The following is a 13195-nucleotide window of genomic DNA, read 5'->3' as shown; positions in this document are numbered from 1 at the left end:
GCGCGTCGGGAGGTGATCAGCCGACGGCGTCGAGGGCAGCCCGGACGATGCTGTCGGTATCGATGCCGTGATGCCGGTAGACGTCCTCCAGCGCACCGGTCTGGCCGAACGTCGAGACCCCCAGCGCGCGCAGCGGCACGGTGTTGATCGTGGCCAGGAAGGCCAGCGTGTGGGGGTGCCCGTCGAGCACCGTGACCATCGGTGCCGCGCGCTCGGCGGGGAACACCGCGTCGAGGATCCAACTGGGTGCCTCAGACCGTCCGGCCCGGGCCTGAAGGGCGGCGAACAGCAGGCCTGCGCTGGTGACGCAGACGACCTCTGATCCGATATCCAGAGCGGAGAGCCGGTCGGCGGCCGCCAGCGCCTCGCTGACGACCGCTCCCATCGCGACGATGGTGACGTCCGGATCCGCGCAGGCTCTCAGGGTGTAGGCGCCCGCGACCACCTGGGCCCGGCGGCGCTCGCGAGCGGCGGGGTCGTCGGGAACCGAGGCGAGGTGCTGGTCCACCGGCCGCGTCGACAGACGCAGGTAGGCCGATCGCCCGTCGGGCCGACCGAGGTGCGCGAGGCAGTCGAGCAGGATCCACTGCACCTCGACGGAGAACGCGGGTTCGTACGACACACAGCCCGGCTGTTCCACGCCGATGGACGGGGTCGTCACCGATTGGTGGGCCCCGCCTTCCGCGGACAGGCTCACGCCGGAGGGTGTGCCGACGAGAATCGACTGCCCACCTGCGTAGATGCCGAACGACCACGGCTCCAGGGCCCTTTCGACAAAGGGGTCATAGACGACGCCGATGGGCAGGAGCGGTTGACCCCACCGACTCCAGGTCGCACCGAGCTCGCCGAGCAGTCCGACGAGGTTGGTCTCCGCGATTCCGAGTTCCATGTGCTGCCCGGTGGGTCTCTCACGCCATTTGACGACCGTCTCGGAGTCATCGGCGAACCAGTCGTGACGTTCGGTCGGCGACCAGACCCCCACCTTGTTGAGCCACCCGGCCAGGTTGGTGGTCGAACTGACGTCGGGGCTGACGGTCACCACGCGTGCGGCGACATCCGGGGCGTCGCGTGTGAGGTCCAGGAGCACTCGCCCGAGAGCGGCCTGGGTGGTCGACGTCGACGGCGGTGTACGGCTCAGGTCCCGCGGCACGGCCAGATCGGGGAGCGACGGAGCGGGCTCCCGGCGCAGGTACTGCGCGGTCGCCGCGCACAGCGTGCCCTCGGGTGATCCCGGGTCGAACCTCCGCCACGGGCGATCGACCTCCTCACCGAGGGAGTCGGCCAGGCTCGCGAACTGATCGCCGGTGAGCAGTGAGGAGTGGTTCTGCGGGTGCCCCTGGGTCGGCAGACCGAAACCTTTGACGGTGTAGGCCAGGATCACCGTGGGGCGTTGGTCGTCGATCCGGGCGTAGGCGTCACGCAGCGCGTCGATGTCATGACCACCGAGGTTGGAGATCGCGCCGAGGAGGGCCGCGTCTGCGAGATCCCCGATCACCGTGGCGATGGCCTCCGCATCGGCCCCCTCGCCCGGCAGCCTGTCCCGGATCTCCTGCGCAGTGCACCGCAGCAGCCTCTGGTACTCGGGGTTCGACATGTCACGCAGTCGTCGTCGCAGCGCGTCGCCACCGGGGCGGGCGAACAGCTCCTCCAGAGTCCGACCGAAGTCGACGGTGAGGACCTGCCAGCCCGCGGCGGCGAACATCTGCTCCAACCGCGGGGCGGCGATGTTGGGCACGACGCGGTCGAGCGACTGCCGGTTCATGTCGACGATCCACACCACCTCGCCGAGTTCGGCCACCGAGGGGTCGAGCACGGCCTCCCACACCGCTCCCTCGTCGAGTTCGGCGTCGCCGACGAGCGAGTACTGCCGACCGGGGCCGGTGGGACCGAAGGTGGTGTCCACGTAGCGCCGGGCCATCGCACCCCACAACGGTGCGGTCGCCCCGATTCCCACCGATCCGGTGGAGTAGTCCACGCGGTCCGGGTCCTTCGATCGACTGGGGTAGGGCTGGAGACCGCCGTACTCGCGCAGCGTCGGCATGTACTTCTCGTCGAGGTCGCCGAGAAGGTAGTTGATCGAGTGGAGCACAGGCGAGGCGTGGGGTTTGACCGACACACGGTCGCCGGGGCGGAGCTGCCCGAACCACAGCGACGTCATGATGTGCACCATCGACGCGCACGAGGCCTGGTGCCCCCCGACCTTGAGGCCGCTGGGATTGGGGCGGACCCGGTTCGCGTGGTGGATCATCGCCGTGGAGGTCCACAAGATGCGCTTCGCGATCGACTCCAGTATTGCGCTGTCGGCTCCGGGGGTGGCGGCCTCGGTGGCGGCGTGGGTCATGGCTGGGACTCCTTCTCACGGCGTGACGGGGCAGTCGACGTGCTGAACACCGGCGACCAGCGGGTCCGGAGGAAGGTCACCAGGTCCCCCGCGGACGAGGCGGCCGAGGTCTCGGTGCTCCAGATGATGTGCCCGTCGCACCGGACCGCGACGGCCCCGCCCCGGTCGAGGCCCAGGAGGGTCTCCGCACGCTCCGGGTCGACGCACCAGGTGCGGATGTCGACCACGTCGACCTCCACGGGTCCGGTCGACCCGCTGCGGAGACGGTCCCGCCAGGACCCCGCATCGGCGGTGATGAGGGTGACCGTCTGCGGGGCGCGGTTGACCAGCTGCAGGATCGACCGACGCCCGTCGGAGGTGTCGATCAGGGATACGTGCGGGAGTCGGCCTCCCGGCACGACGCACGGCGAGTACTCCACGACATCCCCCACGACGTCGTCGTCGGCGCCGGACTGACGACCTCCGTCGTCGGCGGCCACGAGCGGCCCGTCGTAGCAGTACCCGAACTCCAGGCCGGTCGAGATGAAATGCGGCAGTTGCAGGGGTATCGCCTCGGCGGCTCGTGCACGCACACGCGACGCCCGGGGGGTCTCCTCGAGAAGAACGGCCGTCCGCGCGAGGCCGCCCCGAACGAGATGCTCCGACAGGCGCGCGGCCATCCCCGTCGGCAGCCACCTCAGCGGCGCCCGGCCCATCAACCGGGTGGCGTTGTACAGCGCACGGTTCGTCGCACCGAAGTGCCGGGTGACCGCGTCGAGCTGGAAGTGGTTGGACACACTGTGGTGGGCGAAGCGTTCGACCACCGGTCGGCGTTCGAGTTCGTAGGTGTCGAGAAGGGTCTCGCGGGCGCCGTGGGTGAGCACGGCATCGAGCTTCCACGCGAGGTTGTGGGCATCCTGCACGCCACTGTTGAGTCCGTAGCCCCCGGTGTGCGGGAACCGGTGGGCCGCGTCACCGACCAGGATGACCCTGCCGCGGCGGAAGCTCTCCGCGGTCTGTGAGGTCATGGTCCACGCGCCGGTGGAGACGATGTCGTAGCTGTTGTCCTCGCCCAGGACCGCGGGGAGGGTGTCACGCCAGTACCGGTCCGGGTCGGCGGCGATGGGTTGCCCGGGATGCAGGTAGGTGCCCATCAACACGTAGTGGCGATCGGCGTGCGCGATGAGCACTCCGGCGAACTCCGGTCGGTAGATCCAGGTGAGCAGGGGCCTGTCGTCCGGATGCAGGTCCGGGGACCGGAAGAACGCGCTGGCCATACGGGCCAGGACCGGGCCACGCAGACCGATCCCGAGGTTCTCGCGGATCGGACTGTTCGCGCCGTCGGCACCGATCAGGTACTGCGCGGCGATCCGACCGAGGTCCGTGTCCGCCACCACGCCGTCCTCGACCCGGGTGACGGCGCGCACGCTCACCCCGCGGCGGAACTCGACCAGCGGTTCGGCGTCGAGCCACTTCCAGAGCACGGGCATCAGCAGGTGCTGGCCCACGTGCGAGAGGAGGAAGTCGCTCAGGGAGCGAACCTGCTCCAACCGTTCCGGATCGGAGAGTAGGTCGATCTCGCCCAGCGGGGGTGCGGAGGTCGACGACATCCACCGGATGACGCTGATCTCGGAGATCGGCGGGGACAGCGCCGCGATCTGTCCGGCGAGGTCGGGGGCGATCTCGCGCCAGATCTCGAGCGAGCGGGCGTTGATGACGTGCGCGGCGGGGTGGGTCAGTGGCTCCTGCCGCCGGTCGAGCACGAGGGAGGAGATCCCACGCGACGCGAGCAGCAACGCGAGGGTCGCGCCGGAGCTGCCCGCGCCGCAGATCACGACGGGGGCCCGGGTCTCGGGGCTCATAGCGTGCGGAACGTGATGGCGCGCTTGTTGGACCGGGCGGTGGTGCCCGGACGCACTCCCGCCTGTCGGTGCACGAGCTCGGAGGGCGCCGCGCCGCCGCGGAGCCGCTCCAGCAGATACCCCGGGTCGATCATGACGCCGATGGGGTTGTCCGCGAACTCCTCGCTGTCGAAGAACGCGGCGGTCTCCTCCGCGGTGGGGAAGTTCTCAACCTGGAACTCGAGGCGGATCCCATCCGGGTCCTCGTAGTACAACGACGTGGTGGGGCCGTGATTGATCGACCACACCGGTTCTATCCCGAGAGATGCGAGGCGCTCGTGGTTGAGGAGCAGCCGTTCGAGCGAGCTGTAGGTGAACGCCAGGTGGTCGACCCCGAGGATCTTGCGGCGGAGCCTGGCCAACGGGAAGAGGTAGCGCACGAAGCCGGGGATCTTGACCAGAGCCAGTCGATGACTCTCGTCGTCCCAGGTGAGGAAGGCGATCTGCTTGTCCTCGTGAACGACCTTCGCGCCCAGAACCGTCCGGTACCACTCGATCATCTCCGTCGCCCGTGGCGTCTTGACCACGTAGTGAGCGAGGATCTCCGGCGCGAGGGGGGTGTCGACCGGCTGCGCGATCGTCATGATGTCTCTCCGTTCGTCGAGTTCTCGGCGATGATGGGGGTGCGTTGCGTGCCCAGATCGAGAGACCCGTCTCCCGAGCGGATCGAGGCGGTGACGAGGTCGCCCGGTCGCAGGAAAGGGCCGTCCTGACTGCGTCGGATGAACAACCGCCACATCACGTGTTCGGGAAGCAGAGCGGTGGCCAGACGCCTGATGAGCGGATGGGGTGACTTCGCGGCGGTCCCGTGCGGCGTGCCGGTCAGGACGACGTCGCCGGGCGACAGGTTGCAGAACGTGCTCAGCTCGCTCAGCGTCTCGGCCGGTCGGTACAAGAAGTTCGACGTCGAGTCCGACTGCCGGACCTCGTCGTTCACCCTCAACTCCAGGTCTAGATCGTCGAGGAGTGGGAACTCGTCCTCGTCGAGGACGAGGAGCTCGGGGCCGAGCGGACAGAACCCGCGGTAGCTCTTGCCCTTGAAGTACTGCCCCTGAGGGAGCTGGACATCGCGGGCCGAGATGTCGTTGCCGATCGTGAGGGCGGCGACATAGCGGGGGAGCTGGTCGTCGGTGAGGGTGATCGGCCGGTCGATGGTCGCGCCGATCACCAGCCCCAGTTCGATCTCGTAGTCGAGCAGCCGCACATGGCGGGGGCGGGTGACGGGGTCGAACGGCCCGGACACCGAGGCGTCGGTCTTGTCGAAGAACAGGTTGAACGCGCGGTTGTCGGGATCCATGCCCGACTCGATGGCGTGTTGTCGGTAGTTCGCACCCTGGCAGATCACCCGACACGGGGTGGTCACCGGCGATACCACGGTCACGGCGGACAGCCGGTGGGTCGGGGGTCGATCGAGCCCGTCCCGCCACTCCTCGATTCCCCGCTCCAGCACCTCCCCGGTGGTCAGATAGGCGCCCTCCAGGGCGGTGACCTCGTCACCGTTGACGATGCCCCAGTGCGTCGTCCCCTCGGCGACGAACCGGATCAGTCTGACGGCCATGCTGGCTCCTCCATGTCGAACACGATGTCGGGAACCCTATCGATTTGGTTGACTGGCAGTCAATGACTTTCGGTCAGAAAGAGTGGCGGCCGGGCCCCTCTCGTACACTCGGGGGCGTGAACAGCGATGCCGGATCGCGCCCCGAGGACGCCCCCGGCGCCCGCAGCGCCTCGACGTCACGAGCCGAACGCAAGGTCGCGACGCGCGGTCGCGTCCTCGAGGCGGCCGCCGAGACGTTCGCCGAACGCGACTACAGCGCGGTCACGGTCTCCGAGATCGCTCGACGGGCAGGCGTCGCGCACGGTCTGGTGTTCCACCACTTCGGGTCGAAGCAGGGGTTGTACCGGGCGGTTCTCGACAGGTTCGTGGAGAACATGGACTCGGCGTTCGCCGCGGGCGCCCACACCGACCCCGCCGACGCGATCCGAGCCGGCCTCCGTGCGCACCTGTGCTACGTCGCCGATCACCCGGAACTCGCCCAGCGACTGATCGCCGGGGGGCGCTCACCGGACGCGGACGTACTGGAGGCGTCGCAGGCAGGACGCGCTCGAGCGCTCGAGATGCTGGCCGAGCTCGTCGGGGTCGACGCCGACGACGCCACCGTCCAGTTCGTCGGCCGAACGATCATCGCGGCTGCGGACGAAGCCTCGTTGAACTGGGTGCGGACAGGCTGCCGCCTTCCCGTCGACGACCTCGTGGAGTGGCTCGTCGAGGTGGGGTCCGCGGCGATCAGAGGCGCCGCCGTCCTGGACCCGGACCTCGACGTCGATACCGCCCTGGCGGTCGTGCACACCGGCCGGCGGCCGGGAGCCTAGAGCATTCCGTCCGGCGGCACGGACCGACCGAGCTAGGGTGGTCGCCGCGCGGTGGATCCGAGTCACCCCGCCACGCGCCGCCGCTTCGACTCCCTCTCCGGGTCCGAGGCATACAACCAGGACTCCGCCTCTCCCGGTCGCACGAGTGCCCGGCCCACCAGGATCACCGCGGCCTGCCGCAGGCCCGCGGCCTCGACGGCGTCGGCGATGTCGGCGAGAGTGCCGCGCAGCTCCACTCGGTGCGGGCGGCTCGCGTTGGCCACCACCGCGACCGGGCACTCCGCGCCGTGCGTGGGCACCAACCGTTCGGCGAGCTCGCGGATCCGGGTGATCGCCAGGTGCAGCACCAGCGTCGCCCCGGTCGCGGCGAAGTTCTCCAGGGATTCAGAAGACGGCATGGCCGTCGACCGGGCCTGGACCCGGGTCAGAACGACGGACTGCACCACCTCGGGAACCGTCAGCTCGACCCCTAGCTCCGCGGCGGCGGCGGCGTAGGCCGGGACGCCGGGCACCACGTCCCAGGGCACGCCGACTGCATCGAGCCGACGGGTCTGCTCGGCCAGGGCCGAGTACAGCGACGGGTCACCCGAGCACAGCCGCACCACCTCGAGCCCCTCGGCGTGGGCGGCCACGATCTCCGCGATGATCCCGTCCAGGTCCAGGTGCTGGGTGTCCACCAACCGCGCGTCCGGTCGGCAGTGGTCGAGCACGCCGTCGTCCAGATAGGTGCCCGCGTACAGGCAGACGTCCGCCGCGGCCAGAGCCGCAGCCGCACGCAGGGTGAGCAGGTCGGCGGCGCCGGGGCCGGCGCCCACGAAGTGAACGGTCACGAGCTCTCCCCTGTCTCCCGGCGGTCAGCCACGGCGGCGAACGGCGTGATCGCACACCACTGCACCACGGCCCGCGCGGGTGCCCAGCCGGTGAACGAGCCGATCGAGTCGGCGTGTTCCACGTGGAACCGTACGAGCTCACCGCCGAACTCCGCGCGGGCGTCGACGAGCACCCGCTCCGTCTCGATCGTCACGGCGTGCGCGACCAGTCTGCCGCCGGGACGCAGCGCCTCCCAGCACTGCCGCAGCAGCCCGGGCGCGGTGCCTCCGCCACCCACGAACACCGCATCGGGCTGCGGAAGCCCCTCGAGAGCCTGCGGCGCGCGCCCCCGGACGACCTCCAGCGACGGCACCCCCAGCCGCGCGGCGTTGCGCTCCACGCGCGCGGCCCGCTCGGGATCGGCCTCTACGGACACAGTGCGACAGGACGGGTGCGCGCGCATCCACTCGATTCCCACCGATCCTGCTCCGGCGCCCACGTCCCACAACAGTTCGCCGGCCGACGGTGCGAGCCGCGAGAGGGCCGAGGCACGCAGGTCGCGGCGGGTGAGCTGGCCGTCGTTCTCGAAGGCGTCGTCGGGCAGCCCCGGAACCACCCCGAGCGGGCGCGCGGCGGGCCCGGCCACGCACTCCACGGCCAGCACGTGCAGCTGGGGCGCCGCGCGTCCCGGATCCCAGTCGCGTGCCACACAGCGTTGACGGGCCTCGTCCGGGTTCCCCAGATCCGACAGCACGGTGAGCACGCTGTCCCCGAATCCCGCCCCGGTCAGCACCCCGGCGACGGCAGACGGCGTGTGGCGGTCCTCGGAGAGCACCAGCACCCGCCGTCCCGGCGCCAGCTCACGCACGAGGGTCCGGTGATCGCGCAGCACCACCGTCGCCTCGGCGGGCCACCGCATCCGGGCCCGGGCCAGCGCGACCGACGACACGGCCGGCAGCACCTCCACATGATCGGAGCCGAGCAGGTCGATCAACGTCGTGGCCACCCCGGCGACCAGCGGGTCACCCGAGGCCAGGGCCACGATCGACCGACCGTCGTAGCGCTCGAGAACCTCGGGCAACGCCGAGCGCAGCGGCCGAGGCCACGGCTCGCGTTCGGCGGTCACCTCGGGGGGCAGCATCGCCAGGTGCCGCTCCCCGCCCAGCAGGACGTCGGCGCCCAGGACGGCGCGGCGACGGGCCTCGTCGAGACCGGCCCAGCCGTCACCGCCGATCCCCACCACGACCACCTGTCCGTTCATGACGCGGAACCCTACCGTCGAACCCGCCCGCCGAGCCCGACCGCCCGGAACGCGAGGACGCTGGGTAGCCTCGCCCTTGAAGAGACAACTACACCCCCACAGCACGAGGTGCCCCACGACCCGCCCCGGGCGGTGCGGAGGGGAGAATCAGGGAAGCCGGTGAGAATCCGGCACAGGGCCCGCTACGGTAACCCGGCCTCTCAGGCGATCGCGTCCAGCGCGACCGCTCGAGATGAGCCGGGAAGTCCGGAGACCGGCCTCGCGCTGACCAGCCTGGCAGACGAGAGCGGGAGCCCCCATGCCACTGCACTACCCCTTCAGCGCCGTCGTCGGTTCGGACGACATGGCGCTGGCCCTGCTGCTGAACGCGGTCTCACCGTCGGTCGGCGGCGTGTTGATCCGCGGCGAGAAGGGCACCGCCAAGTCCACGATGGTGCGTGCGCTCGCGGGGATCCTGCCGCAGATCGAGGTGGTGACCGGCGACAGGTTCTCCAGCGCGCCCGCCGACCGTGGCGGCGACACCCCCGACGGGCCGATCCCCCACGACGCGCCCACCGAGCACCGACCGGTCCGCCTGGTCGAGCTGCCGATCGGCGCGACCGAGGACCGCATCGCCGGGTCCCTGCACCTGGAGAAGGCCCTGAGCGAGGGAGTGACCGCCTTCGAGCCCGGCCTGCTGGCCCGCGCGCATCGCGGACTGCTCTACGTGGACGAGGTCAACCTGCTCCACGACCACGTGGTGGACCAGCTCCTCGACGCCGCCGCGATGGGACGGGTGACCGTCGAGCGCGACGGGGTGTCGGTGGAACACGCCGCCCGCTTCGTGCTGATCGGCACCATGAATCCCGAGGAGGGCGAGCTCCGGCCCCAGCTGCTCGACCGCTTCGGCCTCACCGTGGAGGTCTCCGCCCCGCGGGAGGCGGAGCTGAGGGCCGAGGTCATCCGTCGCCGGGTCGCCTTCGACTCCGACCCGGACGGCTTCCGCGCGACCTTCGCGACGGAGGAGCTGGCCCTGCGTGAGCGGATCGTCGCCGCCCGGGAGCGCGTGGGCGGCATCGAGCTCACCGACTGGGCGCTCACGACGATCGCGACCGTCTGCGCCGGCTTCGACGTCGACGGCATGCGCGCCGACATCGTCACCGCGCGCACGGCCGCCGCCCACGCCGCCTGGGAGGGGCGGGACCGGATCACCCGCGCCGACATCCGCGTCGCCGCTCGCATGGCGCTGCCCCACCGCCGTCGACGCGCACCGTTCGACGCCCCGGGGCTCGACGAGGACCTCCTCGACCGCCTGCTGGGCGACGACGACGAGCCCGACCCCGACCCCGATACCCAGCCCGACCCCCAACGCGACCCCCAACGCGACCCCCAGCCCCGGGACGACGACACCGCGGGCGATGCCACGGCCGGCCGGCAGGACGCCGACCCCGCCGCCTCCGCGGGGGACGGCGGACATCCCGAGCCGGATGCGCAATCCGATGGGCCGAGCCCGGAGGCGGTCGACAGCACCGGGGCCAGTTCTGACACCGACGCCGTCGCAGATTCCGGCGCGGACGGCCGCCCGGGCGGCGCGACGACCGAGCCGGGGACGGTCACGGCGGGTTCGGACCCGTACCGGACGCGGCTGCTGACCGTCGCAGGGACGGGCCACGGAGTCTCCGGCCGCCGGTCCCGCGCGATCACCACGACCGGCCGCCGGACGGGCTCGACGGGGTTCACCGGTTCCGACGTCCACCTGCCCGCCACCATCCGCGCCGCCGCGCCCCGCCAGGCCGCGCGCGGGCGGCAGCCGGTGCTCGACGGCGGGCGACTGCTCCTGTCCACCCGAGACCTGCGCTCGGCGGTGCGGGAGGGCAGGGAGGCCAACCTGGTGCTGTTCTGCGTGGACGCCTCCGGTTCGATGGCCGCTCGCACCCGCATGGAGCAGGTCAAGACCGCCATCCTCTCCCTGCTGATGGATGCCTACCGCCGCCGCGATACGGTGGGACTGGTGACCTTCCGCGGGTCCGGCGCGCAGATCGCGCTGCCGCCCACCTCCTCGGTGGACGTGGCCGCCGCCCGCCTGGCGGAGCTGCCGGCCGGCGGTCGGACCCCACTGGCGGAGGGCCTGCTCACGACCGCCGAGGTGCTCCGCATCGCCCGGGTCCGCGATCCGCAGCGCAGACCCCTCGTCGTCGTCGTCACCGACGGCCGCGCCACCCACGGCCCGGACGCCCTCGCCCGGTCCCACGCCGCGGCGGCCGGGCTGGCCTCCCTACCGGTGGCGTCGGTGGTGGTGGACTGCGAGAGCGGTCGGTTCCGCATGGGCCTGGCCTCCGAACTCGCCGCCCACCTGGGCGCCGAACACATCCCGCTGGGCGAGGTGACGGCCGAGGGGCTGACCGACACCGTCCGGACCCGCACGGCCGCGCGACAGAGCCCCGCACACCCCGAGGGAGAGGTGGCCTGATGCCGCAGGGACAACCGACCCGCGTGCCCGACGACGGGCTGAGCACCCGGCAACGCCGCAACAAACCCCTGATCATGGTCCACACCGGGCCCGGCAAGGGGAAGTCCACCGCCGCGTTCGGCCTGGCCATGCGCGCGTGGAACCAGGGCTGGGACATCGGGGTGTTCCAGTTCGTCAAGTCCGCCAAGTGGCGCATCGGCGAACAGACCGTGATGGAGCGCCTCGCCCGACTGCACGCCGAGACCGGTGAGGGCGGGCCCGTCGAATGGCACAAGATGGGCTCCGGCTGGTCCTGGTCGCGCAAGGACGGCACCGAGGAGGACCACGCCGCCGACGCCGCCGAGGGCTGGGCGGAGATCACGCGCCGGCTGGCCGTCGAGCGACACGACCTCTACCTGCTCGACGAGTTCACCTATCCCATGAAATGGGGGTGGGTGGACGTCGAGGACGTGGTGGAGACGCTGACGTCGCGGCCCGGTCGTCAGCACGTGGTGATCACCGGCCGCGACGCCGACCCCCGGCTGCTCGACGCCGCCGACCTGGTGACCGAGATGACCAAGGTCAAGCACCCGATGGACGCCGGCCAGAAGGGGCAGAGGGGGATCGAATGGTGACGCACCTGCCCCGGCTCGTGGTGGCGGCGCCGGCGTCGGGTCACGGCAAGACCACCGTCGCCACCGGGCTCATGGCGGCGCTGCGGCGCAGGGGCCTCACGGTCTCGGGCCACAAGGTGGGGCCCGACTACATCGACCCGGGATATCACGAGCTCGCCACCGGACGACCGGGCCGCAACCTCGACCCGCATCTGGTCGGCGAGGACGCGATCGTTCCCCTGCTGCTCCACGGGGCGCAGGCCGCGCCGCGCCCGGCCGACGTCGCCGTGATCGAGGGCGTGATGGGCCTGTACGACGGCCAGATCGGCGGCGACGGCTTCTCCTCCACCGCCCACGTCGCCGGCCTCACCGACACCCCGGTGCTGCTGGTGGTCGACATCTCCCACGCCTCGCGCAGCATCGCCGCCGTGGTGCTGGGCATGGCGACGTTCGACCCCTCCGTCCGCATCGGCGGGGTGATCCTCAACAAGGCCGGGTCTCTCCGCCACTCGGATGAGGTACGCCGCGCCCTGGAGCCGCTGGGGATCCCCGTGCTCGGGGTGCTGAGCCGGGACGACGAGGTCACCGCGCCGTCCCGTCACCTCGGCCTGGTCCCGGCGGCGGAGCGACCGGGAGCCGCCGGTAGCCTCGACCACCTCGCGGACCGCCTCGCCGACTCGGTGGACCTGGACGCGGTGATGCGCCTGGCCCACGCGGCGCCGCCACTGGCCGGTCCGGCCTGGTCCGCGGAGGAGGCACTGGTCGGGGGCCTGCCCGACTCGGGTCCGCCGGCACTGGCACTGTCCGGGCCACGTCGTCCGGTCGTCGCCGTGGCGGGAGGCCGCGCCTTCACCTTCCGTTACGCTGAGACGGTCGAGCTGCTCGACGCCGCGGGGTGCGACGTGGCCGTCTTCGACCCACTGGCCGACTCCGCACTGCCCGAGGGCACCGCCGGCGTCTACCTCGGCGGCGGGTTCCCGGAGGTGCATGCGGCGGGACTGGCCGCCAACCGGCCGATGCTCACGGCGCTGCGGACCGCCCTCGGCGCCGGTGTGCCCACCGTGGCCGAGTGCGCGGGACTGCTCTACCTCTGTCGCACCCTCGACGGCGCCCCGATGATCGGGGCGGTGCCGGCGGACGCGGCCATGTCCCCGCGCCTCACGCTGGGCTACCGCCGCGTCACCGCGGGGTCGACGAACCTCCTCACCGTGGCGGGCACCGAGGTCACCGGCCACGAGTTCCACCGCACCACGGTCACCCCGGGCTCCGGTGCGGGCACATCTGGCGCGGGCGCGTCCGCGGCGTGGACCTGGGGCGACCGGGTCGAGGGGTTCGCGACCCCCACCCTGCACGCCTCGTACCTCCACACCCACTGGGCCGGGCACCCCGCACTGGCCGCGAGGTTCGCGGCCGAGGTCGCCCGCGTGCACAGCGCGCCGCCCGTCGACGGTGGTCGACGGGCGGCTCGCGTCAGCTGAACCGAGCGCG

10 protein-coding genes and 1 riboswitch are annotated in these 13195 nt (G+C 71.7%); of the genes, 4 read left to right on the top strand and 6 right to left on the bottom strand.

Annotation, left to right across the window (positions count from 1 at the left end; all coding sequences use genetic code 11):
• Positions 1–16 precede the first annotated feature (16 nt).
• From CT688_RS00820 to CT688_RS00805, 4 genes are read right to left on the bottom strand one after another with little or no spacing between them, the layout of a single operon-like run.
• Positions 17–2341, bottom strand: a complete 2325-nt coding sequence (locus CT688_RS00820) for a pyruvate dehydrogenase (RefSeq protein ID WP_107755363.1) — start codon at positions 2339–2341, stop codon at positions 17–19.
• Positions 2338–4182 carry an FAD-dependent monooxygenase gene (locus CT688_RS00815; protein WP_107755362.1) on the bottom strand — a complete coding sequence of 615 codons (1845 nt, stop codon included), beginning with the start codon at positions 4180–4182 and terminating at the stop codon, positions 2338–2340. The genes CT688_RS00820 and CT688_RS00815 overlap by 4 nt, the downstream gene beginning before the upstream one ends.
• Entirely contained in the window at positions 4179–4805 is a 627-nt protein-coding gene (locus tag CT688_RS00810) for a VOC family protein (protein WP_107755361.1), read from the bottom strand. Before CT688_RS00810 ends, CT688_RS00815 begins: the two co-directional genes overlap by 4 nt.
• A complete protein-coding gene (locus CT688_RS00805; protein WP_107755360.1) occupies positions 4802–5779 on the bottom strand; it encodes a fumarylacetoacetate hydrolase family protein in 978 nt (325 codons plus the stop codon). Before CT688_RS00805 ends, CT688_RS00810 begins: the two co-directional genes overlap by 4 nt.
• 116 nt (positions 5780–5895) lie before the next feature.
• Between CT688_RS00805 and CT688_RS00800 the strand changes: the two genes are divergently transcribed.
• A complete protein-coding gene (locus CT688_RS00800) occupies positions 5896–6594 on the top strand; it encodes a TetR/AcrR family transcriptional regulator (protein WP_159077966.1) in 699 nt (232 codons plus the stop codon).
• A 62-nt stretch (positions 6595–6656) separates the two neighbouring features.
• Here CT688_RS00800 and CT688_RS00795 read toward each other — a convergent pair whose 3' ends face one another.
• A complete protein-coding gene (locus CT688_RS00795; protein ID WP_107755358.1) occupies positions 6657–7424 on the bottom strand; it encodes a cobalt-precorrin-4/precorrin-4 C(11)-methyltransferase in 768 nt (255 codons plus the stop codon).
• Entirely contained in the window at positions 7421–8665 is a 1245-nt protein-coding gene (gene cbiE, locus CT688_RS00790) for a precorrin-6y C5,15-methyltransferase (decarboxylating) subunit CbiE (RefSeq protein WP_107755357.1), read from the bottom strand. Before cbiE ends, CT688_RS00795 begins: the two co-directional genes overlap by 4 nt.
• Positions 8666–8754: 89 nt before the next feature.
• Positions 8755–8942: riboswitch (cobalamin riboswitch) on the top strand.
• Between the two features lie 21 nt (positions 8943–8963).
• Here cbiE and CT688_RS00785 point away from each other — a divergent pair.
• Genes CT688_RS00785 through CT688_RS00775 form a run of 3 tightly spaced genes read left to right on the top strand, consistent with a single transcriptional unit; the run spans position 8964 to position 13185 of the window.
• Positions 8964–11114, top strand: coding sequence for a VWA domain-containing protein (locus tag CT688_RS00785; RefSeq protein WP_107755356.1), 2151 nt, complete (start codon positions 8964–8966; stop codon positions 11112–11114).
• Positions 11114–11728 carry a cob(I)yrinic acid a,c-diamide adenosyltransferase gene (gene cobO / locus CT688_RS00780; RefSeq protein WP_107755355.1) on the top strand — a complete coding sequence of 205 codons (615 nt, stop codon included), beginning with the start codon at positions 11114–11116 and terminating at the stop codon, positions 11726–11728. Before CT688_RS00785 ends, cobO begins: the two co-directional genes overlap by 1 nt.
• Positions 11722–13185: a cobyrinate a,c-diamide synthase gene (locus CT688_RS00775; protein WP_107755354.1), complete on the top strand. Its 1464-nt coding sequence runs from the start codon at positions 11722–11724 to the stop codon at positions 13183–13185. The genes cobO and CT688_RS00775 overlap by 7 nt, the downstream gene beginning before the upstream one ends.
• The last annotated feature ends 10 nt before the right edge of the window (positions 13186–13195 follow it).

The organism is Dietzia sp. JS16-p6b, assembly GCF_003052165.1.
GTDB lineage: Bacteria > Actinomycetota > Actinomycetes > Mycobacteriales > Mycobacteriaceae > Dietzia.
Note: the sequence above shows the minus strand (reverse complement) of the source record. Positions and strands in the feature narration are given on the sequence as shown.